Annotated in this window: 21 protein-coding genes; 9 read left to right on the forward strand and 12 right to left on the reverse strand. The window is 70.0% G+C overall.

Features of this window, described 5'->3' with window-relative positions:
- Positions 1–334: 334 nt before the first annotated feature.
- Positions 335–2,200, reverse strand: coding sequence for an ATP-binding protein (locus tag VF647_20370; GenBank protein HEX8454447.1), 1,866 nt, complete (start codon positions 2,198–2,200; stop codon positions 335–337).
- Positions 2,201–2,376: 176 nt separating this feature from the next.
- Here VF647_20370 and VF647_20375 point away from each other — a divergent pair, with 176 nt between their 5' ends.
- From VF647_20375 to VF647_20400, 6 genes are all read left to right on the forward strand, one after another.
- Entirely contained in the window at positions 2,377–2,838 is a 462-nt protein-coding gene (locus VF647_20375) for a hypothetical protein (protein ID HEX8454448.1), read from the forward strand.
- Positions 2,839–3,144: 306 nt separating this feature from the next.
- Complete coding sequence (locus VF647_20380; protein HEX8454449.1) at positions 3,145–4,620, forward strand: MFS transporter; 1,476 nt, start codon at positions 3,145–3,147, stop codon at positions 4,618–4,620.
- Positions 4,621–4,845: 225 nt separating this feature from the next.
- The gene (locus VF647_20385; protein ID HEX8454450.1) at positions 4,846–5,091 is read left to right on the forward strand and encodes a DUF4160 domain-containing protein; all 246 of its coding nucleotides are present in this window, start codon (positions 4,846–4,848) and stop codon (positions 5,089–5,091) included.
- Positions 5,081–5,503, forward strand: a complete 423-nt coding sequence (locus VF647_20390; GenBank protein HEX8454451.1) for a DUF2442 domain-containing protein — start codon at positions 5,081–5,083, stop codon at positions 5,501–5,503. Before VF647_20385 ends, VF647_20390 begins: the two co-directional genes overlap by 11 nt.
- A gap of 134 nt (positions 5,504–5,637) precedes the next feature.
- Entirely contained in the window at positions 5,638–5,871 is a 234-nt protein-coding gene (locus tag VF647_20395) for a DUF433 domain-containing protein (protein ID HEX8454452.1), read from the forward strand.
- A 220-nt stretch (positions 5,872–6,091) separates the two neighbouring features.
- On the forward strand, positions 6,092–6,958 hold the full coding sequence (locus VF647_20400; GenBank protein HEX8454453.1) for a DUF1186 domain-containing protein: 867 nt from the start codon (positions 6,092–6,094) through the stop codon (positions 6,956–6,958).
- 10 nt (positions 6,959–6,968) lie between these two features.
- Here the strand turns inward: VF647_20400 and VF647_20405 are convergent, their stop codons facing one another.
- From VF647_20405 to VF647_20440, 8 genes are all read right to left on the reverse strand, one after another.
- The gene (locus VF647_20405; GenBank protein HEX8454454.1) at positions 6,969–7,163 is read right to left on the reverse strand and encodes a hypothetical protein; all 195 of its coding nucleotides are present in this window, start codon (positions 7,161–7,163) and stop codon (positions 6,969–6,971) included.
- Positions 7,151–8,155: a hypothetical protein gene (locus VF647_20410; protein HEX8454455.1), complete on the reverse strand. Its 1,005-nt coding sequence runs from the start codon at positions 8,153–8,155 to the stop codon at positions 7,151–7,153. Before VF647_20410 ends, VF647_20405 begins: the two co-directional genes overlap by 13 nt.
- A 44-nt stretch (positions 8,156–8,199) precedes the next feature.
- Positions 8,200–9,561, reverse strand: coding sequence for a TIGR02679 family protein (locus tag VF647_20415; protein ID HEX8454456.1), 1,362 nt, complete (start codon positions 9,559–9,561; stop codon positions 8,200–8,202).
- Entirely contained in the window at positions 9,551–13,807 is a 4,257-nt protein-coding gene (locus VF647_20420; protein ID HEX8454457.1) for an SbcC/MukB-like Walker B domain-containing protein, read from the reverse strand. The genes VF647_20415 and VF647_20420 overlap by 11 nt, the downstream gene beginning before the upstream one ends.
- Before the next feature lie 35 nt (positions 13,808–13,842).
- The gene (locus VF647_20425; GenBank protein ID HEX8454458.1) at positions 13,843–14,535 is read right to left on the reverse strand and encodes a DUF4276 family protein; all 693 of its coding nucleotides are present in this window, start codon (positions 14,533–14,535) and stop codon (positions 13,843–13,845) included.
- On the reverse strand, positions 14,535–15,665 hold the full coding sequence (locus tag VF647_20430) for an AAA family ATPase (protein HEX8454459.1): 1,131 nt from the start codon (positions 15,663–15,665) through the stop codon (positions 14,535–14,537). Before VF647_20430 ends, VF647_20425 begins: the two co-directional genes overlap by 1 nt.
- A gap of 92 nt (positions 15,666–15,757) precedes the next feature.
- Complete coding sequence (locus VF647_20435; GenBank protein HEX8454460.1) at positions 15,758–16,939, reverse strand: TIGR02678 family protein; 1,182 nt, start codon at positions 16,937–16,939, stop codon at positions 15,758–15,760.
- Complete coding sequence (locus VF647_20440) at positions 16,936–18,465, reverse strand: TIGR02677 family protein (GenBank protein ID HEX8454461.1); 1,530 nt, start codon at positions 18,463–18,465, stop codon at positions 16,936–16,938. The genes VF647_20435 and VF647_20440 overlap by 4 nt, the downstream gene beginning before the upstream one ends.
- 247 nt (positions 18,466–18,712) lie before the next feature.
- Between VF647_20440 and VF647_20445 the strand changes: the two genes are divergently transcribed.
- From VF647_20445 to VF647_20455, 3 genes are all read left to right on the forward strand, one after another.
- Positions 18,713–19,195: a DinB family protein gene (locus tag VF647_20445; GenBank protein HEX8454462.1), complete on the forward strand. Its 483-nt coding sequence runs from the start codon at positions 18,713–18,715 to the stop codon at positions 19,193–19,195.
- 79 nt (positions 19,196–19,274) lie between these two features.
- Positions 19,275–19,553 carry a DUF1016 N-terminal domain-containing protein gene (locus tag VF647_20450; GenBank protein ID HEX8454463.1) on the forward strand — a complete coding sequence of 93 codons (279 nt, stop codon included), beginning with the start codon at positions 19,275–19,277 and terminating at the stop codon, positions 19,551–19,553.
- A complete protein-coding gene (locus VF647_20455) occupies positions 19,541–20,353 on the forward strand; it encodes a YhcG family protein (protein ID HEX8454464.1) in 813 nt (270 codons plus the stop codon). Before VF647_20450 ends, VF647_20455 begins: the two co-directional genes overlap by 13 nt.
- A gap of 3 nt (positions 20,354–20,356) precedes the next feature.
- On the opposite strand, the gene thrC is transcribed toward VF647_20455, so the two are convergent.
- The 3 genes from thrC to VF647_20470 all read right to left on the reverse strand — a co-directional run bounded on the left by thrC (position 20,357) and on the right by VF647_20470 (position 23,597).
- Complete coding sequence (gene thrC, locus VF647_20460; protein HEX8454465.1) at positions 20,357–21,667, reverse strand: threonine synthase; 1,311 nt, start codon at positions 21,665–21,667, stop codon at positions 20,357–20,359.
- A complete protein-coding gene (locus tag VF647_20465; GenBank protein ID HEX8454466.1) occupies positions 21,664–22,599 on the reverse strand; it encodes a homoserine kinase in 936 nt (311 codons plus the stop codon). The genes thrC and VF647_20465 overlap by 4 nt, the downstream gene beginning before the upstream one ends.
- Before the next feature lie 185 nt (positions 22,600–22,784).
- Complete coding sequence (locus tag VF647_20470) at positions 22,785–23,597, reverse strand: murein L,D-transpeptidase catalytic domain family protein (GenBank protein ID HEX8454467.1); 813 nt, start codon at positions 23,595–23,597, stop codon at positions 22,785–22,787.
- Between the last annotated feature and the right edge of the window lie 179 nt (positions 23,598–23,776).

The raw sequence follows: 23,776 nt of genomic DNA on the forward strand, positions 1-23,776 counted from the left end.
GCTGGCGCCTCTGTTATCGAGAGAGGGGGGAGATCGTCCAGTCCCGGAACGCGTAGGGGCGCGATTCATCGCGCCCGTGCCCGCCCCCGCTCCGTCCGCCGCCCCACGCGCACGAATCCCGTAGGGGCAGACCTGCGTGTCTGCCCGCCCTCGCCGCCGCACCTCCCCCCGCCCCTCGCACCCCGAAACCCGTAGGGGCCGCCCCGCGTGGCTGCCCGTGCCCGCCCGCGCCCCGTCCCCGATAGCCCTGCACCAATGCACGCCAACACCCCCACCCCCAAGGCAGGTTTTGGGGGAGGGGGATGCGTCGCGGAGCGACGCTGGGGGTGGGGCCTCACGCCGCCGGCTTCCGCTCCTTCCTCTCCACCCGCTCCGTGCGCGGCCCTGTCCTCGCGGCAGCACTCACCCCCCGCCCCAGCTCCGCCACCCCCTCCACCGCACCCACGTCCTCGTCCTCCTCGGGCGGGGCGATCTGGTGGGCGACGTCGATGACCTCGTCGGCCATGCCGCGGCGGTGCGGGTCGGCGATCCAGGCGGCGAGGCGCTGCATGAACTTCCACACCCCGCCGCCCGCCGGCCGCATGTAGTCGGGCGACGTCGGGTCGGTTCCCATGCGGTGGAAGACCTGCGTCAGCCACTCCGGCCCGTGCCCACCCACCTCCAGCTCGGGCAGCCAGTTCTCCAGCTCCCCCACCGGCACCACGAAGAGGCCGTATTCCGCCAGCCCGGCCAGCAGCGCGTCCGCCTGCTGGCGTGCACCGCGCGGGAGCGTGTAGATGCCGCCCGACTTGTAGTCCTCGTTGCGCATCTCCTGGTGGAGGCGCTTGCGGCGCTCCTCCCACGGCTCCCAGAAGACGGGCGGAACGAAGCCCGCGCGCATCAGCTCGCGGAAGTCTTCCTTCCCCTTGAAGATGTCCAGGTCCACCAGCGCCACGGCGGGGATCCCCATCTCGCGCAGGGGGCGCACGATGCGGCGGATCGTCTGCTTGTTCTGCGCGTTGAGGAAGACGCAGCCGTCCGCCCCTCCGCGCCGCGCGCCCAGCAGCCGCTCGTTCATTTCGGCGTAGAAGACGCGGTCGGCGTCCGCTTCGCAGACGATGGCGCCCTCGTGGAAGAGCGCCCCCAGCACCCCCGTGGAGCGGAGGAGCGGGTCGCGCATCATCGTCTGCAGCTTGTCCGCGGAGAGCAGGCGCGCGCTGGCGACACCCGAGCGCCACGTCAGGCGCACGATGTTCACGCGCTTGCCGCTCTGGATGCACCCCATCACGAAGTCGGGCGAGTGCGTGGAGGCGAGCAGGTTGGCCCCGCGCTCGGCCGCGAGCTCCGTCAGGCGCTTCCCCAGCTTGCGGATGAGCGGCGGGTGCAGGAAGGCCTCCGGCTCGTCCACCAGCATCAGCCGGTAGTCGGCGCTCATCACCGCCGCGGTCAAGCCGGTGAAGGCGCGCACCCCGTCACTCATGGTGGCGATGTCGTGCGCGCGGCCGTGGAAGGCGCGGGCACGCTCGTCCAGCGCCTGCTCCTCCGCCAGGTCCAGCGGCGCACGCTCGGACATGCGGATGCGGAAGCGCGGGCTTCCCGTGGGATCGATGGTGAAGTACAGCCCCAGCGCATCGGCCGTGATCTCGCGGATGCGCTCGCGGGCCGCATCGTCCTTGAAGAGCGCGGCCAGGTGGTTGGCGGGATTCGCCTGCAGGTCGCGCGCGAGCCTTGGCTGCGTGAGGGCGAGGCGCGTCTGCCCGTCCAGCCGCAGGGTGAACAGCGACAGGAACTCGCGGCTCACCATGCGGAGCTCCTCGCCGCTGAGGCCGCCGCCGTGCTCCACCGCCGCCCGAAGCGCCGCCAGGTTCACGAGCTGTTCGCGCGGAGTCTCCAGCAGGTCTGTGGCGCGCTTTCCGCCCTCCTCGTCGCGCGCCATCAGCCGCAGCACGCGCACCCAGCCTTCGTCCACCGGCTCGCCCTCCACCTCGCGCGAGCGCACCATCCGCTCCACCGTCTCCGCATCGGGAAGATAGGGGGTGATGGAGCGCACGATGTGCAGGAGCGAGGGGTCGCCGCTCTCGATCAGCGCCTCCAGCTCGCGCAGCGCCAGGCTCTTCCCCGAGTTGTTGGGCCCGACGAAAACCGTCATCGGCCCCGGCGCGAAGCTGAGCGCGGGCTCGCCGGGTGCGGCACCGAAGCGAAGGGTGACGTTGCGCAGCATCGCGAGTCGGGTGCGGGCTCCGGTGCCGGCGGAAAAGCCGGGCGCCGAACGCCGGATATCCCCGCTTCAAACGCGAGAAGCGAGCCAGCCACGTGCCACCCGCCCCCCTTGCAGAACCCGCCCGCGGGCCGCACCGTCAGGCATCCGCCACCCCTCTCCGCCCTTCACCGCGACCCATGAAACACACCGTACCGGCGCTCCTCCTCGTCATCCTTGCCGCCTGCCCCACCGCCTCCGTGCACCGCCCCGAGCTGGAGATGCGCCTGGCTGCCTCCCCCGAAGTCCCCCGCGCCGGCGACACGCTGCGCCTGACCGCCACGCTGGCCAACCCGTTCGACGAGCCGATCGAGGTGGAAGCGCGCTGCACCCCCGCCGTCGTCTTCAGCGTCGTGCCCGCGGACCGCAGCCGGGTCGCGCACAAGACCTCGGAGTCGTGGCCCTGCGGGGTCGCGGGGGAGCGCTACCGCCTCGCGCCGGGCGACTCCGTGTCCTTTCACGACCGCTGGGTCGCCGATTCCGACGGCGCCTTCACCGTCACCGCGTCCATCGGCGAGCATTACGTGGTGCGCGGGGAGCGGCGCGCGTTCAAGACCGGCCACGCGTTCGCGCCCGTCACCGTGCGCGTGGCGCCGCGCTGAAAACAGCGGGTCTCACGCGGAGACGCGGAGGGCGCGGAGAATCGCGACCGCATGGCTCACACAGAGACACAGAGCCACAGAGGAAGAACAGCAAGAGGGTTCTCTGTGGCTTGCGGTTCTCTCTGTGTTCTCTGTGTGAGGCTCTTCCAGGCTGTTTCTCTCTGCGTCTCCGCGTCTCCGCGTGAGCCATTCTGTTGGAGCCTGTACGCCGCGCCGGCCTCCGCGGTACGAGGGATGCAAACGCACCGCGCACCCGGCCCCCGGACTGTTCGGAGGCCGGGCTCACTTCCGTCCCGGCATCGTCGCGTGAAGGAACGCTCCACCCACCGCTCGCTCGTATTCACCGGGCTCCTCCTGGCGATGTTCATGTCCGCCATCGAGGGGACCATCGTGGCCACGGCCATGCCCAGCATCGCGTCCGAGCTGGGCGGGTTCGCGCTCTACAGCTGGGTCTTCTCGTCGTACCTGCTGATGCAGGCCATCGCCATCCCCATCTTCGGAAAGCTCTCCGACCTGGTGGGGAGGAAGCCGGTGTTCATCTGCGGCGTGGTGGTCCTGCTCGTGGGCTCGGTGCTCTGCGGCTTCGCGCACTCGATGACGGCGCTGGTGGGATACCGCTTCCTTCAGGGGCTGGGCGCGGGCGCGGTGCAGCCCATCACCACCACGCTGGCCGGCGACCTGTACACGCTGGAGGAGCGCGGCCGCATCCAGGGCTACATCTCCAGCGTGTGGGGGATCTCGTCCATCGTGGGGCCGCTGGCGGGCGGGCTGCTGGTGCACAGCATCGGGTGGCCGTGGATCTTCTGGGTCAACCTGCCGCTGGGGCTCGCGTCCATCGGGCTGGTCGCGATCTACCTGCACGAGGGGCTCGAGCCGAAGGAGCGCAGCATCGACTACCCCGGCGCGCTCCTCCTGCTCGTCGGCGTCGGGTCGCTGATGCTGGCGCTGACCCAGGCGAGCACGTGGGGGATCGGGATCGTGGCGGGACTGCTGGCGCTCTTCGTCATCTCGTTCTACCTCTTCATCAAGCAGGAGCGCCGCGCGCCCGACCCGCTGATGCAGATGGACCTGTGGTCGAGCGGCCTCATCCGCTACGGCAACATCGCCACGCTCGGCGCCGGGATCCTGCTGATCGGCATCGTCACGTTCCTGCCCACGTTCGTGCAGGGCGTGCTGGGCGGGACCGCGCTGATGGCAGGCTTCGCGCTCTCGGCGATGACGCTGGGGTGGCCGCTCGCCGCCTTCATCGCGGGGCGGCGCATCGTGACCACGGGCGTGCGGCGTATCGTGCGCGCGGGCGGCGTCGCGGTGCTCGCGGGGACGCTGACCATCGCGCTGCTGGCGGGCTTCGGGCCGGTGCCGGCGGGGATCGGTTCGTTCGTGCTGGGGGTGGGCCTGGGCCTCCTCACCAGCACCTCGCTCGTCGCCATCCAGAGCAGCGTCCCCTGGAACCAGCGCGGCGTCGCCACCGCATCCAACATGCTGATGCGCATCCTGGGGAACGCCCTGGGCGCGGCGCTCTTCGGCGGCCTCCTCAACCTGATGATGTCGCGCTACATCCGCCGCGAGGGCCTGCAGGGACGCGTCTCGCTCGACAGCATCCAGTCGCTGATGGGCGAGTCCGCCCCCTCCGGCGCCCTGAGCCCCGCGGTGCTCGACCTCCTCCGCGCGGGCCTGTCGCAGAGCCTGCACGTCGTCTTCTGGGGAATCGCCCTCCTGGGCGTCCTCACCCTCATCGCCGCCTGGCGCATCCCCGAGATGGAGCGGGCGGCAGAAGATTGATCGCCACCTGGAGGCACAGAGACGACTTCATCTCTGTGCCTCTGTGCCTCTGTGCCTCTGTGCCTCTGTGTCTCCTGCTGGAGCGATACCGTCCCATCCGCGCCACCTACCGAACTACTTTCGCAAGATAGGGTTACGTCGCCTGGCAATGCGTCCAGCGCACGTCTACTTTCGCTCGTTAGCGCTCTGTCTTGCATAACCCAACTCGATAGGTTATCCTGGATCATGCCGGTGATCTACGTGGGTGACGGGCTCACCGTAAAGGTCTTCACGCGCGAACACCGCCCGCCGCACGTGCACGTGTTCTGCCGGGACGGCGAAGCAATCATCGTGATTGGGGCGCCCGGAGAGGACCCGGAGGTGCGGGCCGTGTACGGCCTGCGCACCTGGGAAGTGGCGCGGGCAGTGGAGATCGTGCGGGAGAACCAGGCTGCTTTCCGCGACGCGTGGAGAAAGTACCATGGATACTGAGGCAGGGGTGGACCCGGCACTGATCCGCCAGATCGCGGAAGCCCGCCGCGCTGGGCAGCGCGCGCTGAAAAACGAGCCGCGCGTCGCATTCGCCGCATACGATTCGGCTACCGGTGAGGTGCGTGTCCGGATGCACAACGGATCCTCCTTCGCCATACCCGTCCGCATGCTCATCGAGCTCGATGGGGCGGGCGATGAGGATCTTGCTGGCGTGAAGGTCCCGCCCTCTGGATGCGGTCTCAGCTGGCCCGCTCTCGACGTGGACATCGCACTGTCGGGGATTCTGGACGCGGCATTCGGAAGCGTCGTGCGAAGCGGCATCGCCCGGAAAGCCGGCTCCACCCGCAGCAGCGCCAAATCACGCGCGTCCCGCGAGAATGGGAGAAAAGGCGGCAGGCCGCGAAAGGAGTAGCGGCGGGGCTGATACAGAGGCAGAGACCAACTCATCTGGCGCCGAACCGGGTCCGTCATTGTCGAAAACGGTGACCTTCGCGTAGACGGAAGAGGCCGCGCGGAGATACGGTCGTACCCACCACGGGAGCATCGATGAGCAAGCACCTTAATCGCATCCAGATTGATCCCACGATCTGCCACGGAAAGCCGACCGTGCGGGGCCTCCGCTATCCCGTCGAGTTGATTCTGGATCTGCTTAGTGCGGGGATGACGCACGAGGAGATCCTCGCGGACTATGAGGATCTGGAGCGCGAGGACATCCTGGCCGTTCTCGAGTATGCCGCGCATCTCAGCCGCGTGAAGCGGATCGACCCGCTCGCCGCGTGAGGTTTCTGGTTGACGCGCAGCTTCCACGGCGGTTCGCGGGATGGTTGCCGGTTGCGTTAGTGACCGCGAGGTACTGAATAGAAGCCGAACAGCGCAGAAGTAAAGCAGCCGCGGGCATACTGTCCACGGCTGCCGATGTTTACGCGCTCGACCGCCGCACCACCTCCACCGCCATGCCTGGGTACACCGTCAGGCACACCAGCTCACGGCGGCACACTGAATGCGGCGCGAGCGCACCTCCACCACCTACAACTCATACTTCGAATCACGCGACATGGAAGCATCGTACTCACCGCCCGTGGCGCAGCTGCTGGAGCTTGGCGAGGAACCGGCTCGCCAGAGCCCGTGGCACGACTACCTGGCGCTGGGGCTCACGCGAGAGCACGTGCCGGAGCTGATCCGACTGCTCACCGACCCGGACGTGCAGGAATACGACGAGGAAAGCGCACGGGGGTTCTGGCCGCCGATCCACGCGTGGCGAGCGCTGGGGCAGCTTCAGGCGGAGGAGGCGCTGGAGCCGCTCGCGACGCTCCTCCAGGAGCCGGAGGACGAGGAGGACGACTGGAGGCTCACTGATATTCCGAGAGTGCTCGGGATGATCGGCCCGGCCGCGATCCCGGTAGCCCAGAGAATCGTGGCGCGGGAAGAGCTCGACGTATATACCCGCTACGCCGCCATGGCCGTCCTGAGCGAGGTGGCGACCCGCTGGCCGGAGGCGCGGGACCAGTCCGTCGAGATCCTGACCGGGTACCTCCACGACTGGGAAAACCGCGATCCCGAGTTCAACGCCTTCGTGATTTCACATCTCATGCACATCGGCGCGACGGAGGCCGCACCCCTCATCACCGACGCGTTCGAGGCGGGCGCGGTGGATCTTTCGCTGGTCGGCGACTGGGAGGACGTGCAGGTGGAGATGGGATTGCTCGCCGAACGCACCACGCCGCGCGCAGACAATTTCCCGTACAAGATGCGTAGTTCGTCGGCTCCCCCGCCGGAGGCGGCGCCCAGGCACGCCCGCTCCACCCAGAAGGCGAAGAACCGCCGCAAGGACGCCAGGGCTTCACGCAAGCGCAACCGGCGGAAGTAGGCGCCTGCGATCAGGCCAGCGATAGATCGGTTTGCGTGGTGGCGACGGGGCCCGCAGGCCGCTCATTGCGGAGGGCCTGGTCCAGCCGCTCCACGAAGCGGCGCTTCTTCATGTGCCGCTCGCGAACGGCGACGGTGCGCGCATCCGACTCGTCTTTTCGGCCGTCTCGCACCGCGATCTCGCGGAGGTCGATCAGGAGCCGCACGGCCTCGTCGTAAGCCCCGGCGTTCTTTTGAGCGGCGAGCTCGTCCACCCGCGCCCAGGATTCCTCCTCGCGCTCCGCGATCGCGTCCAGGCGGCGCTCGCGGGCGGCGGCCTCCGCGCGTTCGCGCCGCGCCAGGTCCCGCGCGGCCTCCAGCTCCTCGACGCGGACCCGCTCCGCCGCGATCCGCTCCGCCGCCTCGAGCAGATCCGCCACGGTGCGGGGCTCCGCCTGCTCCGGCCGGACTCGGCCTGCGCCTCGCGGAAACGGCGCAGAAGCTCCGCGCGCACGGAGGCGGGGTCGCGCTCGGCCACCTGCGCGAGAAGGTCGGCGGCTTCGGCGGCGGGGAGCGCGGCGACCCAGGCCCGTACCGCCGCCGGGTCATCGGCGGGAACGGTGCTGGCGCTGCCCTCCGCCGCGGCCGCGATCAGGTCCGGATCGATGCGCAGGAAGTCCGCGAAGGCGTGCTGCGCGGGCGTGAGATCGCCGAGCCCCGGCGGAACCGGTGGCTCCAGCTCCTCGTCCGCCACCTCGCCGGAATAGACGCACAGGAGCCACCCGAGATACAGCGCCCGGTGGTCCCCGCTCGCGATCTCGCCGCGCACCGCGACGATGGATGCAAGCAGCCCCGACGGCTCCAGCCATTCGTCGTCCCCGCCGTCCAGCTCACTGGTGAAGCAGAGGATCACGGGCTCGCCATCCGCCGACGCCGGAGGGCCGGGGCAGTACGGGTGGGCGGTCTCCAGCGCCAGCGAACCGGGTGGAAGGCGCAAGAAGATCTCGCGCGTTCCCCAGTTCGCCAGGTACAGGAAGGCGTCGAAGTACTGCTCCACCCAGGCGAACGCATCTCCCTTGAAGTCGCCCCAGTGGTACTCGTTCACGAACCGCGTGGGCGTGATCTCGGCGCGCGTGGAGACGGCGCGCAGCTCGCGCATCTCGGCCGGGGAGAGCTTCCGGTCGATCGCCAGGAACTCGTAGTACTGGTATTCGCTCATCTGGATCGTTTTCTTCTGGATGATGCGCCGCGCCGCGGACGGAGCTACCGCGCGGCGTGCACGGAGCGAGCGGTGCCTGGATCACCACCGCGCCGGGGCGGCGGTTCGCCGCGGAGGACGAACCGGTCCAGATCGGCCTTGAGCGAATCGATGAGACCCTCATGGTGGGCGGCCTGGCGGAGAACGGACATCTCGGCGACCAGGCCCGGGAAGAGGCGTGCGGAAGTCTGAACGGCGGCAGGGTCGAGCGCCGCGCTGCCGGCGCGCACTGCCGCCCGGTAGTCTTCCGGCTCCATGCGCCACGGGCTTGCGGACGCGGCATAGCGGTCGAGCACCGCCGCGGCGATCTCCAGCCCTCCAGCATCGAAGTCTCCGCTGTAGAAGAGATGGACCCCGGTTTCCGTGAGAAGCCGGAGCAGCTGATGGTCGGCGGTGTTCAGGTTACCGTTGGTGCAGATGAGCGTGGGGTGGTGGTCGGCACGATAGTGGGCGTTCACGTGCCGTACGAGCGCCGCGAAGACGGTGGGGTTCTCCACCACGAAAGCGACATCCCTCCAGGCGCGCACGTCTCCGCCCAGCTCAGCCAGGGAGTAGAGCGTCAGCGGACGATCCACCCCCTTTTTGCGAAGCACCCTCAGGTATTCGTCGTCCCCGCACAGGCCAAAGGTGTCCACGCGTACGGAGACCGGATCGCGCGCGATCCCCGCCTCGGACAGCAGAAGGGTCCGCCAGGCCACGGTACGACGCTCCTCGCGCCGCGCCGCTTCCGGGAAGGTGAACTCCAGTGCCCGCAGGAGGAGCGCGCCGGCGGGGCGGTCGGCGTCCAGCCCATGCGCGTTTCCAGTGACCTCGTTCGCCAGCTCCGCCAGGTAGATGGGCGGCGAGGCGCTCCCCGGCATGCAGTCGAACACCCGCGCGACGGCACGCACGGCGTCCAGCAGCGTCGCCTCGCCCCAGCGGTGGAAGTCCGCGCGGAGCGCCGACTCACCCGCGTGCAGCCACGTCATCATCCGGGTCTGCGCGCCCATGGAGAGCCCTAGCGAAGGGAGCATCTGGAAACAGCGGCTGATGGCGCGCTCCCTCGCGGCCAGCGCACGCTCCTCCCCTTCCTTCTTCCAGACGATGGGCGCACCGAGGTGAAGCTCCAGCGCTTCGCGGAGCGAACACCGAAACCGGGTCCTCTCCCGAAGGATCCGGTCGATCTCGGCCACGCGCATCGTGCCACCCGGACGCAAGAGCCTGCCGACCAGGTCGTGCAGCGCATCGGCCTGATCCGGCGTCTCGATGGTGAGCACCCCCTTTGGCGCGCCGTGCCGCTCCAACGAGCGGTGCAGCGCATCCAGCAGTGGAGCAAAAGCGGGGTTCCGCAGGAGCGTGAGCAGATCCTCGACGACGTCACGTCGCACGCTCCACCTCCCGGGCCCGCGGGGTCTCGACGCCGAGGAGCTCGTCGCCGATGAAGTCGAAGCGGCGCTCGCCGTCCCACACGGAGAGGGTGGGGGCGACGGTGATGCCGTCCGAGAGCATCTCGTAGGTGGCGGAGCCGCGCACGCCCGCGCCGAGCCCCGCGGCCTTTTCCGTCGCCATGATCCAGCAGAAGCCCAGCTCGGTGAGAAGGGCGTAGATCTCGCCGGCGTTGCGGTCGTCCACGCCCGCGAAGGCCTCATCGAAGCCCACCAGGCGGGGCGCCGCGCGGTCCGCGGTGGCGAGGCGCGCGGAGACGGCCGCGATCAGCGGAAGGAGGAGGTCCAGCGTGCGCCGCCCGCCGCTCCCCTGGCCGTACACGCGCTTCGTCAGCGGCATCCAGCGCCCGCTCTCGTCGCGCCGCTGCACGGACAGGGTGTACCACTGCTGGTACGCCACCATCTCGCGCAACGCGGTGGCGTAGTCCACCAGCAGCTCGCGCTCGCGGCTCCTGCGGCGGATGTCGGACACCATCCTGCGGAAGATCTCCATCAGCTCGTCCCGCCGCGACTCGTCCAGCGCGATGCCCCGCTGCGAGAGGAGGTCGTCCAGCCGCCGCGGGTCGAAGGCGTCGGCGGTCTCGCGCGGGCGCACCTCCCAGTGCAGGCGCATGATCCCGCCCTTGAAGAGCTTCATGCGGCCCAGCGTGGCGTTGATCTCCTCCACCCACCGGCGCGTGCCGCGGATGGCGTCGCGGATGGCGTCCACCACGTCGCGCAGCATCAGCTGCTCGATGAGCTTCCGGTCCTCCTCCTCCAAGAGGTTCTCGTTGCGCACCTGCAGCGCTTCGAGGACGCGGTAGAGCTCGTACAGCGGCATCTCGCCCTGCTCGTGCGTGAAGCGGAGGATGTCGCCGTCGAGCGTGGGGCTGAGCTCCTCGAAGGTGCTGCTGGCCTGCGCGAACGCGCGATGGAGGTCGTCGCGCGCGGCCTTGGCTTGCCCGTCCACTTCGCGGATCTCCACCCCGGTCAGGATGAGCTCGCCGGCGCGGCCGAGCCCCGGACCGCGCGCGGCCTCCACGTACTCTTCGAGCGTGGGATACGCTTCCAGGCGGGTGCGGAAGGCGGCCTCGTCCCCCTGCAGTCGTATCGCGGCGGAGCGGAGCTGGTCCGCGTAGTCCGGCTCCGACTCCGAGAGCTGGGTCACCTTGCCCGTGTTCTGCGCGATGGAGTCCCTCGCCGCCTCGTCCGCGCGGGCGATGTCCGCCAGCCTGTCCTGGAGCACGCGGATCTCCGCCGCCAGCTCTTCGCGGCCGATGCTCGCCTGCGTGAGCTGCTCTTCGAGGGTGCGGAGCTGCGCGTCCAGCGTGCGCACTCGCGCGTCCGATTGCGCGATGCGCGGCGCCAGCTCCTCCAGGCTCGTACGAAGATCCTCCAGCCTTCGAACCCGCGCGGCGTGCGTGCGGCGGATCTCCTCCAGCCGCTCCACGTCCTCTCCCACCGCGCGCGCCAGTGCCGATACTTCGCGGAGCGCGCCCGCCACCGCTTCGACCTCGGCCTTGGAGCGGTCCTTGAGGTAGGGTGCCGCGTCGGTGGCGCGGTCGAGCGCCGCGGTGCGCTCCTGCACGTCGCGCGTGTCCGTCTCCACCGTTTCCGCGGCGAGCTCAGCGCGCTTGCGGCGGCGCTCGCGCTCCTGCTCCTCGCGGTGGACCGCCAGGAGGCTGTCGTGGAGCGCCTGCAGGGCGCGCAGCTCCTGCGCATCGCGCCACTCGCGGCCCAGCGTGCGCTCGCGGGCGGTGAACGACTCGATCTCCGCGGTCAGCGTCGCCAGGGTGCCGCGCAGCTCTTTCAGTCTGGCGCGTGCCTCGTCCATGCGGCGGCGGCGCTCTTCGCGGCGGGCCGTCTCGCCCAGGAAGCGGACGCGCGCCTCGGCCGGTGCGGCGGTGTGGCCATGGAGCGGACCCAGGCGCCAGCCACCGTCCGGCTGCACCACCCCGCCCTCTCCGCCCAGCCCCAGCGTGCGCAGCGCGGCGCGAACGTCTTGCTCCGTCACTCCCGAAAGCGCGACGGGCACCAGCCACTCGTCCGCCACCGCCACGGAGTCAGACGGCGCGATCCAGCGGTCGCCCAGTCCGTGTGCATCCAGCAGCGTGCGCACCCGCTCCGCCTCATCTACCGGGACGATGAGCGCATCGAGGAGCCCGGAGTCGTGGAGTGCGGCCTCGACTCGCGCAGCCAGCTCCGCGTCCTTCGCCAGCGGGTCCGCGAGGTCGCACGCGGCGAAGAGCGGGACGTGCGGGATGCCGTGCTCGCGCAGGAGGCGCCGCGCGGCGGCCTGTGCCGGGGTGCGGTCCGGCTCCACGTCGCGCTCGGTCGCGAGCCGCTTCAGCCGCGCCTCCACCTCCGACACCTCGCCCTGCACCCGGCCGCGCACCGTCTCCAGCTCCACCGCCAGCGCGCGCAGCTCGTCGCGCGCTTCGTCGTGCGCGGGGTGCAGCGGCGCGAGCATGGCGGCGGGGCGATGCCCCCGCGGATCGTACGCTTCGAGCCGCGCGAGCACTTCGCCGAAGGCCGCGTCCGGCACGCGCAGCTCCGTCGCCGCCGCCCGCCACGCCTCCAGCGCCGCGGCGGCCCCGGCGCGGCCCGCCTCCGCCTCACGCGCCGCGGCGCGGAAGCGTTCGTCCGCCTCGCCGAACTCGCGGCGCGCGAGGTCGCTGGCCCTGCGCGACAGCTCCAGCCGCCCGTTGGCCGCTGCGAGCGCGTCGTGCGCCGCGCCGATCGTGGCGAGCACGCGCCGCCGAGCCTCCACCTCGTCATCGATGGAGGACCGGGCGAGCTCCGATCCCGGCGCCGCACCGGCCTCGACGCCGATCCCTTCGAGCGCATCGCGGGCCCGCTCCACGCGCGACGACAGCGGCACCCAGAACGCGCGCCGCGCCGCGCCGGCCAGCTCCTCCAGCCGGCCGGCGAGCCGCCCCCGCTGGCGCGTCCAGGCCGCCGCATCGCCCTTGAGCTGCTCCTCCTCATGCGCCAGGACCGACTGCGCCCGGCGCCGGTCGTCGCGGAGCGCGTCGAATGCCGCCGAGGATTCACGCTGCTCGCCCCGTACGGCGTCCAGCCGGGCCTCCAGGTCGAACGCGCCGTGCTCGCGATACTGCGCCTGCCGCACGGTCAGCCGCCCCTCGATCTCCGCCCGGTCCTCGGCGAGGCGGTCGCGCTCCGCCGTTCGGCCGGCGATCTCGTCGCGGGCCGCCGCCAGTTGGGCGAGGAGCTTCGCGTGTGCCTTCTGCCGGCTGGCGTGCTCCGCCGACGACGCCTGGTACGCGACCGCCGCCTGCCGCGCCGAAGCGAGCACGGCCTTCTCCTGCGGCTCCTCCAGCGAGCGGATCGTCTCGAGCTGGCCTCGCACGTGGTCGAGCTCGGCCTCGATGGTGTCCAGCCGCGAGAACACCTCCGACGCACCCTCGATGGCGGCGCTCTGGATGGGCGGCAGCGATTCCTTGAGGTACGCCTCCACTTTTCGCGGGTTGAGCCCCTCCCCGAGCTTGGGAGTGCGCACCACGTGCAGCATTTCCAGGAAGCTCTCGTACTCCTTCACCGACCTGAACTTGAAGAGCGCCTCGTTGACGGCGGCCTTGTACCCCTGCTGGTCCGTGAACACCTGGCCCGTGTGCCCCAGCCGGTCGCGCAGCTCGCCGGGACGGAGCGGGCGCGTCGGCTGCTTCCCGTCGTGGAGGTGGAAGTCGATGGCCACGCGGCGCGGACCCGACATGACGAAGCCCCACCGTTCCACCTTTTGATTGGCCCAGTCGCGCGAGGAACGGAGGCCGATCCCGATGGTCTGGAACACGCCGGAGCCGCCGCGCTCGAACTCCAGCGCGATGTAGGCGGTGCGCTCGCGGTGGTAGGTAGGCGCGTCGGGCGATGCGTCGTCCTTGCCGATCAGGTAGTAGCGGATGGAGCGGTCGTTGCTCCCCATGGTGTCCACCCGGTCAGGGGTGAGCATCATGTCGAGCACCAGCGTGATGGCCGTTACGAGCACCGTCGACTTCCCCGACTCGTTCTGCCCCGTCAGCATCAGGTTGCCGCGCGCGAAGTGGAATACCTCCGCCTCTCCGAACAGCCAGTAGTTCTGCAGGATCAGCCGGCGAGGAATCCAGCGGTCCCCGTCCGATGCATGCATGGCGGCGAGCACGTCCAGCATGCGCGCCGGGGTACCGGCCAGGCGGAAGAATTCGGGTTGTGTCATGCTGATGCCATGCGTATGAAAAACCAGGTCTACCGTTATTCCGCGCCGGACCGTCCCAGTGACTCCAGCCTCTCGACCCACCGGGAAAAGTGCGGACACCGCTCCCGCAGCCGGACGATGCCGATCTGCCGCGCGATCTGAGGTCCGACGCTCGCCTTCTGGAAGGCGTATTCGGGAATCTCCGCGATGATCCGCTTGGATGGAGCCGTGTCCGGGCCGTCGTCGATCAGCTCCGGGCTCTCGTACCCGCTCGCGAGCTCGACCAGCCGCGCAATCGGACGGGGGTGCTCCAGGTACTCCCAGTCCAGCTTCGCCGGATCGGCGAACAGGAGTGCCTCGAACTCGTGGAGCTGGATGTAAGGGGTGAGCCGCCAGTCTCCGACGTCGGCGGCCATCGCCGATTCGAGCGTGCGAACGCGATCGTACGGATCCGTCAGCCGTGCGGCGCTCTCGTACCCGGGGAAGTCCGCCGGCAGCGCGTACAGGTCGAACATCGTGGTGAACGACGCGCTTCCATCCTCCGCCATCCACCGCTGAAGGTCCCGGCGGGCCTTGCCATAGTCCGGCAACCCGCCACGGTGGACGACGTCGGGGCGCCTGCGGTCGCGGCGCGTCGTCACACAGCGCACCGAGGTCACCACACCGTAATCCGCGAGGTGGGGAGCCAGAACCTCGTTCACGAACGCTTCCTCCGTCTGACCCTCCGCCAGCACGTTTAGACGGCGCATCAGCGGGGCCTTCCACCCAGAACGTTCTTGTCCCACAGCTCCGACAACGTGTACTCCTCCAGCCAGGACGAGAGCTTTTCGGCGTCGAGGCGCCGGAACACGGACTCCGCGCCCTCGCGCTCGGCCACGATCACTTGACCAGGCTCGAAGTGGTCCAGCAGCACGGGCGACTGCGTTGCCACGATAACCTGACTGTGGCTGGACGCCCCCTGAAGCAGCCCCGCAAGGATCGAGATCGCCCGCGGATGCAGACCCAGCTCGGGCTCGTCCAGGATGATCACCGCGGGCAGCTCCTCCCTCGGCTGAAGCAGCAACGCGACAAGCGCCATGGCTCTGAGGGTGCCATCGGAAGCCTGGTGCGGCCCAAAGACCGCGTCATTGCCGAACTCTCGCCATCGCAGGAGGAGCGTGGCATTCTCCGGCTCCAGGACGAAATCGGCGAAGAAGGGGGCAATCTGGCGTAGCGTACCGGTGATGCGCTGGTAATGGGCAGGGTGCTGCTCACGAATACGCAGCAGGAACGGCGCGAGGTTGGCGCCATCCTCCTTAAGATGCTGGCTATCCGTAACACTCCAACGCTGTCTTATGCGAGCCGTCTCGGAGGTATTGTGGAACTGGTAGACGGCGCAATCCCGCAGGAAGCTCCAGAAGGTGCGGATCGTTTTAAGAATATTATTTTCTCGCGCAACCCCCATGAGCCTCGTCTCCTGCTGCCCTGCTCCCAGCTTGACCCACGTCTCGACCTGTTCCGAACGCGTACTCTGAGCGATCCCCAGCTTCTCCTCGGCGAACACCAGTGTGTCCTGTGCGGCGTGGGACAGCCGGAAGGAGTAGCCACTGGCCCCACCGTGGGTCCTGAAGGTAAGTGCCGCCTCGATTTCGGGAGAAATGGCGGGTCCGCTGTGAAGCAGTGTGCTACCTCCACCCGACTTCGCCACGTACAGCTGAAGGCCGCCGGGCGGTGTCATCATCCGGTTCAACATCCGGAAGAACGACACGAAGTTCGACTTGCCGGCCCCATTCGGTCCGATCAGCACGTTGACGGGCCCCAGCTCGAGCTCCTCCAGCCTGCGGATCGTCTTGAAGCCGTTCAGCGTAAGCCGGTGCAGCATCAGGTTAGGTTCTTTCATGCTCGCCGTGCGTGGGCTGACTCGGCTGGGTGCGGAATTCGTTGACGGCGCCAAGATAGCTCGCCACCACCCGCGGGTGCGAGCAACTCGCATCAACCATCTTCACCGACAACCACATCGTCTTCGTAATGCGCCGTCAATCGCCCGGCCGTGGGAAGGATGAGATACTGCCCATCCTCGCCGGTGCGGCGCAGCATCCCCCACGCCTCCATCTCCACGATCAGCTCCGCGGCGAGCGAGCGCACCGGCTGCTCGCGCAACGTCTTTCCCCACTTCGCGCCGAAGCGCGACTGCAGCTCGGCCACGTCCTGCTCGATGCGGCCTACGTCAACCAGGAACGCGTCACCACCGCCTGGCGCAGGCACCAGCCGCTTCTCGGCGAACCGGTCGCGCAGGAGTCCACAGAAGCAAAGGAGTACGTGGGCGATGCCCGCGGCGAGCGGGATGGGCGTCTGGATCGCGTCGGCGGAGCTGGCGGGGCGCAGCACGCGCGCGTACTCCGGCGTGACTTCCAGCTCCCAGTGGGTGAGCTTCTTCAGGTTGCTCCGCACCATCTCGCACTGGGCGGGGACGTCCAGCAGGCGGAAGGCGGCTGGGTCGTCGCGCCGGAAGAGGGCCGGGTTGAGCAGGAGGGTCCGGTACAGGCGGATCTCGTCCGTTCCCTCGGGCACGACGATGGGCGGTGCCGCGCGGCCCTCGGCGAGCGCCTCCAGCTCCGCGGCGGGGATGCCGACGTGGAGCCGCCACCCCGCGTCGCCCCAAGCGTACAGCGCGTCCTCCTTGCCGTTGCGGTCCGCCCACTCGTCCACGCTCCCGTCCTGCAGCCGCAGGACGCCCATCTCCTCCAAGCCGCGGAAGACCCGGCGGGCGGCGAGACGCTGGTCGCGCCGGCTCCAATCCACGGCGGCGACACCCTCTTCCCCGCTGCGCAGGCGGATCTCTTCGGCGATCTGCGAGACCGTGAACTTCCGCCCGCTGGTGTGCTCGCCATACCAGAGCACCCATGCGAGCAGCGCGTAGTCGAGCGAGCCGCGGGCCCACGCCAGCCCGTGCGACGCCTCGGCGCGGGCCGGCGTCTTCACCAGCCGCGCGAACTCGGTGTGCGTCTGCAGCCGCCAGCCGGTGAAGCGGGAGAAGGCGTTCTGGAGAGCGGGTCCATTGCGGCGGATCTTCTCCAGGAGCGGCCGGTCGTCCGCCGCGGCGATGATGGGCCGGTCGATCAGCGCCTCGGCGCACGCCTTGACGTCGTCTTCCAGCGCGTGGGAGGTGATCACCGCGCCACCTCCGTGCGGCGCAGGCGGAAGGCGCGCAGGTACAGGTAGCCGTCCGGCGCCGCCACCTCGGCCACCGCCGCCGGGTCTGCGGGCGGAAGGATCTGCACGCGCGACCCATCCGTCAGCCGCACGTGACGGTCGGGGGAGCGAAGGCAGTCGCGCACCAGCCGCACCACGCGCGAGCGGTCGCCGGGGGAGCGCAGCACCAGCCCCTCCAGCGCCAGCTCGCCCGTGCCGAAGAGGTCGTCCCAGAAGCGGGCCTCCTCCCTTCGCTCCTCCTGCATCCGCGCGCGCAGCTCCGCGCGCTCCAGGCTCGCGTCGCGCAGGGCGGTGACGGCGCGGAAGCTGGGGTTGCCGCGCACGCGGGGGTGCAGCTCCACGTCCCAGGGCGGCTGATGCCAGACGGACGCGCGCTCCAGCAGCTCGGGGGCAGCGCTGGAGCTGTAGTCGCGCGTGTGCCGCGGGGTCCCCCACCCGAAGGCGCGCGACGCCAGGCGATGCGCCTCGTCGTTGCTCGACCGCTGGAACGCCTGGGCCAGCAGCCGCAGGTCACGTCCGCGATTCAGCGCGTTCCGGCGCTCCGTCACCACCCGCTCGATCTGCTCCACCAGCGCACGGACGCGCGCTGTGGTCTTGGCGTGCAGGATCTCCGCGTCGCCGCCGCGCGCCGAGAAGCCGCGGAGGGCGCGGAGCTGACCCTCGAACCCGGCGAGCAGCTCTTCCTCCGTGCGTAAATCGCCCTTGCGCTCGCGTTCGTTCCGGGCGAGAAGCGTCACCAGGCGCGCATCGGTCCCCGCCGCGGCCCAGTCCTCGAAGAGGTCCCGGGTGCGCTCCACGAAGTCCTTGAGCCCGAGCGCGAACTCGTCCAGGTAGTCGCGGAGCATGCGCTTGTACTGGAGGAAGACCACCAGGTCCGCCGCGGACGGCATGCGGTCGTGGTCCAGCTCGCGCAGATAGCGGCCGGCCTGCTCGCGGATCTCCTGGCGCGCGTCCTCCGCCGCGTTCCAGGCGCCCTCCAGCGCGCGCAGCGTGTCGGCGGTGGCGTGTTCGACCGAGACGCCGGCGAGGAGACGGTCCAGCTCCAGCAGCGCCTCGCGCAGGCGGTGCAGCCGGGTGGTGTCCAGCGAACCGCGCGAGCCCTCCTGCCCGCTGAGGCGGATGAGCATCTCCTCGATCATCCGCGCGCTCTCGCTGATCTGGTAGCGCCGCGCGGCGCGCACGAACTCCTCTATGGTGCGCGCCTGGTTCACGTCGTGCTCGGAGACGACGACGCGCCAGCTCTCCAGCTGCCGCAGGTGCGCCTCGCACGCCTCCTCCGTATACGCATCATGATGCGGGTGATGGGCGCGTACGAACGCAGCCACCTCGCTCGGCCAGAGCCACCCCGTCTCGCCCGACTCGTACCGCTGGTGGAAGAAGCGCACGATGGGGCGGTACAACGCGGCGTTCTCGGCGACCAGATAGCTGACTTCCTCCACTTTTCGCATGAGGAGGTCGTCAACAATTAACCGTTCGGTGCGGTGCATGGCGATTGGTCCACAGCGAGTCGCCGAAACAGCCCGGGCAGGAGCGAGCAAGATAGGAAAGGTACGCAGGCAAGCACAACTATTCCGAGTCAGTAAAGCCCCGACCGCAGTCCCAGAAAGGGCTGAGCCGATCGAACCTCTTGCGACACGCATGCGCGCGAAGCAGTTTGACACCGCCACCGAACACACGCCGAATCAGGTGGCGTCCGCAGACCTTGAGCTTCCCCAGATTCCACCGAGGCACCCCATGTCCGACGATTCCGCGCCGTCCACGCAGGTCATCACACCCGAAGCGCTGCTGGAGCACTGGCAGGGCCACCGCCGCCTCACGCGGCGCGTGATCGATGCGTTCCCGGAGGACCAGCTCTCTACCTATTCACTGGCCGGGATGCGCACCTTTGGCGAGATGGCGATGGAGCTGCTCGCCATCGCCGTGCCGATGGTGCGCGGGGTGCTAAGCCAGGAGTGGGACACCTCCTTCGACCGCACGACCGTCGCCAAGGACGAGATCCTCCGCCAGTGGGACGCCGCGACGGAGGAGATGAACACGCTCTGGCCGCAGATCCCGCTCGAGAAGTTCAGGGAGCAGATGACGGCGTTCGGCATGTACCCTGGCCGCGCATCGGACCTCATCCTGTACGCGATCGACAACGAGATCCACCACCGCGGCCAGGGCTACGTTTACCTGCGCTCGCTCGGAATCGAGCCGCCGCCGTTCTGGGAGCGCTGACGAACGCGCGCCGATAAAGATCTAGAAGGGGAACTTCCAACATCCTGCGAAGCTGGTCGCCCAAGGAGGCCCGGCTGGTATGAGTCCGTCGAAGAAGCTTCCCAAGCGCGAGACCGCCATCGCGGCACCGGTCACACTGGGTGAGGAGGTCCGGGAGTTGATCCGGACCGCCCGGCAGCAGGTGGCGCAGGTGGTGAACGCTGGCCTCACGCTCCTTCACTGGCGGATCGGCGACCGTATCTTGCGGGAGATCCTGCGGGGCGAACGCGCCGAGTACGGGGCGGAGGTCCCGCGCTTTCGCGCGATCTCCAGGCGGAATTCGGCCGTGGCTTTGGACCGCGCAACCTGTTCAACATGATCCGCTTCGCGGAGGTGTTCCCAGAACCCGAAACTGTGCAATCACTGATTGCACAGTTGGGGTGGACCCACTTCCTCCACCTCATCGCAATCGAGGACCCACTGAAGCGAGACTTCTACGCCGAGATGTGCCGCGTCGAGCACTGGAGCACGCGCACACTGGCCGCGAAGATCCAATCGATGCTGTACGAGCGCACCGCCCTCTCGCGAAAGCCAGACGCAGTCATAAGGCAGGAGCTGGACCAACTGCGGTCTGAGGGAGCGCTGACGCCCGAGCTCGTCTTCAAGGACCCTTATCTGCTCGATTTCCTCGGACTGGCGGACCACTACAGCGAACGTGACCTCGAGGCGGCCCTCCTGCGAGAGATCGAGCGCTTCCTTCTCGAGCTCGGTTCGGGCTTCGCATTCGTTGAGCGGCAGAAACGCATCACGCTCGACGGGGACGACTACTACATGGATCTCCTCTTCTTCCACCGGAAGCTGAGGCGCCTCATCGTAATCGAACTGAAGCTGGGTGCGTTCAAGCCGGCCGACTCCGGGCAGGTGGAGCTTTATCTTCGCTGGCTTGATCGCCACGAGCGCCAGCCTGGCGAGGATACCCCGCTCGCGATCATCCTGTGCGCGGGAAAGAAGCAGGAGACGGTCGAGTACCTCAATCTCGGCCGCAGCGGAATACACGTTGCCGAGTACATCACGGAGCTGCCGCCGCGCGAGTTGCTGCGCGAGCGGCTTCACCAGGCGGTCGCCGCCGCACGCTCTCGCCTGGAACATCGGAGCGTGAATGGCGATGCGCCTGCATGAGGCTCATCGGCCGTGCCGCGCCGCGCCGTGCACCGGAGGGAGTTCCAGCGTGGCCTTGAAGACCTCCAGCTCGGGATCGAGCGGCTCGGCGTGGCCGGGGCGGTCCAAGAGCCGCGCGAGGTCGGGGGGGACGGAGACGGGCCGGCCGATCAGCGGCTCCACGACGGCCTCGAACTTGGCGGGGTGGGCGGTGGAGACGACGATCCAGTGCGGCGCATCGAGCCGCTCGAGCACGGCGATGGCGACGGCGGTGTGCGGGTCCCAGATCTCGCCCCAGGAGGCGGGGCCGTCGCGGATCACGCGGCGGATCTCGTCGTCGTCCACGAGAAAGGCGCGGAGGGCGGAGCGCGTCCCGGCCTCGCCGCCGAACAGGTGGAGGAGGCGCTCCATGTTGCTGGCGCTCCCCACGTCCATCGCCGTCGCGAGGGTGGCGAGGGTGGGGTGCGGGGTCCAGGGGGCGCCGCCGAAGAAGGCGGTGACGGCGGGGTTGGCGTTGGTGGCGAGCACAACTTCGCGCACGGGCAGGCCGCAGCGGCACGCCCACATCGCGGCGGCCGCGTTCCCCAGGTTGCCGGAGGGGACGACGAAGCCGGGCGCGACGCCGTGCAGCGCGCGGTACTCGAGCGATGCCCACGCGTAGTAGGCCATCTGCGGCAGGAGCCGGCCCACGTTGATGCTGTTGGCGGACGACAGCCTGCGGCGCGCGCGCAGCTCCGGATCGGCCATGGCGCCCTTGACCAGCCGCTGACAGGCGTCGAAGTCGCCGCGCACGGCGAAGGCGCGCACGTTGCCGCCCCACGAGGTGAGCTGCTTCTCCTGGCGGGGCGACACCATCCCCGCGGGGAATAGGACGGCCACCTCCACGCCCGGCCGCCCGTGGAAGGCGGCCGCCACCGCGCCCCCCGTGTCGCCCGAGGTGGCGACGAGGAGGGTGAGCGGGCGCGCGTCTTCGGCGGCGATGCGCGACAGGCACCCGGCCAGGAAGCGCGCGCCCACGTCCTTGAACGCCGCCGTGGGCCCGTGGAAGAGCTCCAGCACGGCCGTGCTCCCGCGCAGCTCCTTGAGCGGCACGGGAAAGTCGAACGCCTCGCGGCAGATTTCGCCCAGCGCCGGGGCGAGCGCGTCGCCCGCGAAGAAGGGCGCCAGGAGCCGCGCGGCGACCTCGGGGAGCGTGTCGGCGCCCGCGAAGTCCGCGTCGCTGAACGACGGGAAGGACTCGGGCACGTAGAGGCCGCCATCGGGAGCCAGTCCGCGCGAGATCGCCTCCGAGAGGGTGGCGGAGTGGGCGGGGTCGCGCGTGCTGTGGTACCTCACGCCCACTCCTCCACCTGGGCGCCGGGTCCGTTCACGGGGCAGGTCCACCCCTCGGCGGGGAGGCCGTGGCGCGCGAAGCCGTCCACCATCGCGGCGCGCACGGCCTCGGCGGCATCGTCGCCGTCGCACCAGGCGACGAGGGCGGGGCCGCCGCCGGAGATGGAGCATCCCAGCGCGCCCGCCGCCATCGCCGCGCCGCGCACGTGGGCGAAGCCAGGGATCAGCGACGCGCGGTGGGGCTCCACCAGCACGTCGCGCATCGAGCGGCCCACGAGCGCGAGGTCGCCGGTGCAGAGGCCGGCCATCACCCCCGCCAGGTTCGCGGTTTGCTCGATGACGGTGTGGAGCGGGTAGCTCGCGGGGAGCACCGCGCGCGCCGTCCGCGTGTCCAGCCGCATGCGCGGAAGGGCCATCGCGCAGCGGAGCGAGGGCGGCACCGGCAGCGCCGCCACATCCGCGGGCTCGGCGGAGCGCACCAGGACGAGGCCGCCGAAGAGCGACGGCGCCACGTTGTCGCCGTGAACCGCACCGCTCGCGACGGCCTCGCCCAGCAGCGCGTAGCGGAAAAGCTCGATGCGCGGGAGCGGCTCGGGGAGGAGCGCGTTGAAGGCGACCACCCCCGCCACCGCCGACGCCGCCGACCCGCCGACGCCGGAGCCCAGCGGGATCCCCTTGTGCACGTGCACCTCCACGCCGAACCCGGGGCGCAGCTCCTCCAGCATGCGCAGCACGCCGACGGTGGCGGTGTTGAGCGCCGGATCGGTGGGGAGCGCGCCCGTGACGCCGGCCACCCGCACGCCGGGCTCGTCGCTGCACACGACGGTCACACGGTCGCCCATCGGCCCCACGGGGTGTCCCAGAATGTCGAAGCCCACCGCCAGGTTCGAGGTGCTGGCCGGCGCAAAGGCGGTGGCGCGGGTCGGCATCGTCATCCACCCCCTCGCGTGGGTGCGGGTCCGGGTGACATCGTGTGCATGTGCGAATGCGCGGCGTGCATGCGACCAGGATGTCCGACAGGATAGGACATCGGTCCCGTCCCGCGCGAGGGGACGCGGTAAAAAGGGCGAGGCCCGGCGGGGATCTCCCACCGGGCCTCGCGCATCGCCAAGCCTACACCTCAGCCCTCGACGGCCGCCCAGGGATCGCGCTTCATCCAGTTGCGGTCCAGCGGCGAGAAGAGGAAGACGAGGCTCCCGTTGGCGAGCTGCGGAAGGAGCCAGCGGGCGCGCGACTGCTCCAGCGCCGGGCATCCCTCGCTGCGGCCGGCGCCCAGCCGCGTGACGTACGGCGCGCCGTGCACCACCACCCCGCGCTCCCGCGCCGTGCTGTTGAACGCCCCCGACAGCCCGCTCAGCCGCAGCCCGATGGAGCGGTAGCGGCTCCCGTTGTTGCTGCCGCTGAACGAGTACGTCTCCCCCGCCAGGAAGAGGCCCAGCGAGGTGGCGTTGCTCCCGTGCCGGTTGGAGAAGCGCCGCGGAACCCCCGCCCGGTCCGGCGCCGACCCGCGCCCGTGCGCCACGGTAAAGGGCCCGTCCACCACCCGCAGCTCGTCCATGTCGAAGACGTAGCCGCGCGGCGTCCGCGCGTCCAGCCCGTAGTCCACGTAGTACAGGTACGGCTTGCGGACGTCGTCCGGGTGCGCCGCCTTGTAGTTGTAGTACGCGCGAAAGGCGAAGCGCAGCGCATCCGGGTCGCTCTGCCGCCGCACTCGCGAGCGCAGCGCGGTGAGGGCGGCGCGCGTGCGGGCCGTGGTGGTCGCGCTCTCGAGGCCGACGCCGTTCAGCACCGCGCGCGCGGCGCTGCGTACCATGCGCGCGCTAGTGGGGAGCGTGTCGGTCGCTTCGATGCGGGGAGCGGACGGGGCGCGCGGCCCTGCGGGGGCGTCACCCGCGGAGAGGGTGGCGGCGAGGATCAGCAGGTCGAAACGCATTTCTCTCTGGATGGGGAGCGACGCGCGTGGCGGCGCTCGGGTGGGCCGAGGCGGGGTTCCGCGTACGCCGCACGACGCCGGGGGAGGCGGTCGCGGGCGGTGTTATGGGGGTGTGAACCGAATATGTATTCGGTCGGCGGGGGATGCAAGGGTCTCGTTCGCGGCAGCCGTTCACCGCA

It is taken from the genome of Longimicrobium sp., from assembly GCA_036387335.1.
Lineage (GTDB): Bacteria > Gemmatimonadota > Gemmatimonadetes > Longimicrobiales > Longimicrobiaceae > Longimicrobium.

Excerpts from the sequence above, each read along its gene's own strand:
- VF647_20370 (HEX8454447.1), bottom strand. The coding sequence starts at position 2,200 with ATGCTGCGCAACGTCACCCTTCGCTTCGGTGCCGCACCCGGCGAGCCC.
- VF647_20375 (HEX8454448.1), top strand. The coding sequence starts at position 2,377 with ATGAAACACACCGTACCGGCGCTCCTCCTCGTCATCCTTGCCGCCTGC.
- VF647_20385 (HEX8454450.1), top strand. The coding sequence starts at position 4,846 with ATGCCGGTGATCTACGTGGGTGACGGGCTCACCGTAAAGGTCTTCACG.
- VF647_20390 (HEX8454451.1), top strand. The coding sequence starts at position 5,081 with ATGGATACTGAGGCAGGGGTGGACCCGGCACTGATCCGCCAGATCGCG.
- VF647_20395 (HEX8454452.1), top strand. The coding sequence starts at position 5,638 with ATGAGCAAGCACCTTAATCGCATCCAGATTGATCCCACGATCTGCCAC.
- VF647_20400 (HEX8454453.1), top strand. The coding sequence starts at position 6,092 with ATGCGGCGCGAGCGCACCTCCACCACCTACAACTCATACTTCGAATCA.
- VF647_20410 (HEX8454455.1), bottom strand. The coding sequence starts at position 8,155 with ATGAGCGAATACCAGTACTACGAGTTCCTGGCGATCGACCGGAAGCTC.
- VF647_20420 (HEX8454457.1), bottom strand. The coding sequence starts at position 13,807 with ATGACACAACCCGAATTCTTCCGCCTGGCCGGTACCCCGGCGCGCATG.
- VF647_20425 (HEX8454458.1), bottom strand. The coding sequence starts at position 14,535 with ATGCGCCGTCTAAACGTGCTGGCGGAGGGTCAGACGGAGGAAGCGTTC.
- VF647_20430 (HEX8454459.1), bottom strand. The coding sequence starts at position 15,665 with ATGAAAGAACCTAACCTGATGCTGCACCGGCTTACGCTGAACGGCTTC.
- VF647_20440 (HEX8454461.1), bottom strand. The coding sequence starts at position 18,465 with ATGCACCGCACCGAACGGTTAATTGTTGACGACCTCCTCATGCGAAAA.
- VF647_20445 (HEX8454462.1), top strand. The coding sequence starts at position 18,713 with ATGTCCGACGATTCCGCGCCGTCCACGCAGGTCATCACACCCGAAGCG.
- VF647_20450 (HEX8454463.1), top strand. The coding sequence starts at position 19,275 with ATGAGTCCGTCGAAGAAGCTTCCCAAGCGCGAGACCGCCATCGCGGCA.
- VF647_20465 (HEX8454466.1), bottom strand. The coding sequence starts at position 22,599 with ATGACGATGCCGACCCGCGCCACCGCCTTTGCGCCGGCCAGCACCTCG.
- VF647_20470 (HEX8454467.1), bottom strand. The coding sequence starts at position 23,597 with ATGCGTTTCGACCTGCTGATCCTCGCCGCCACCCTCTCCGCGGGTGAC.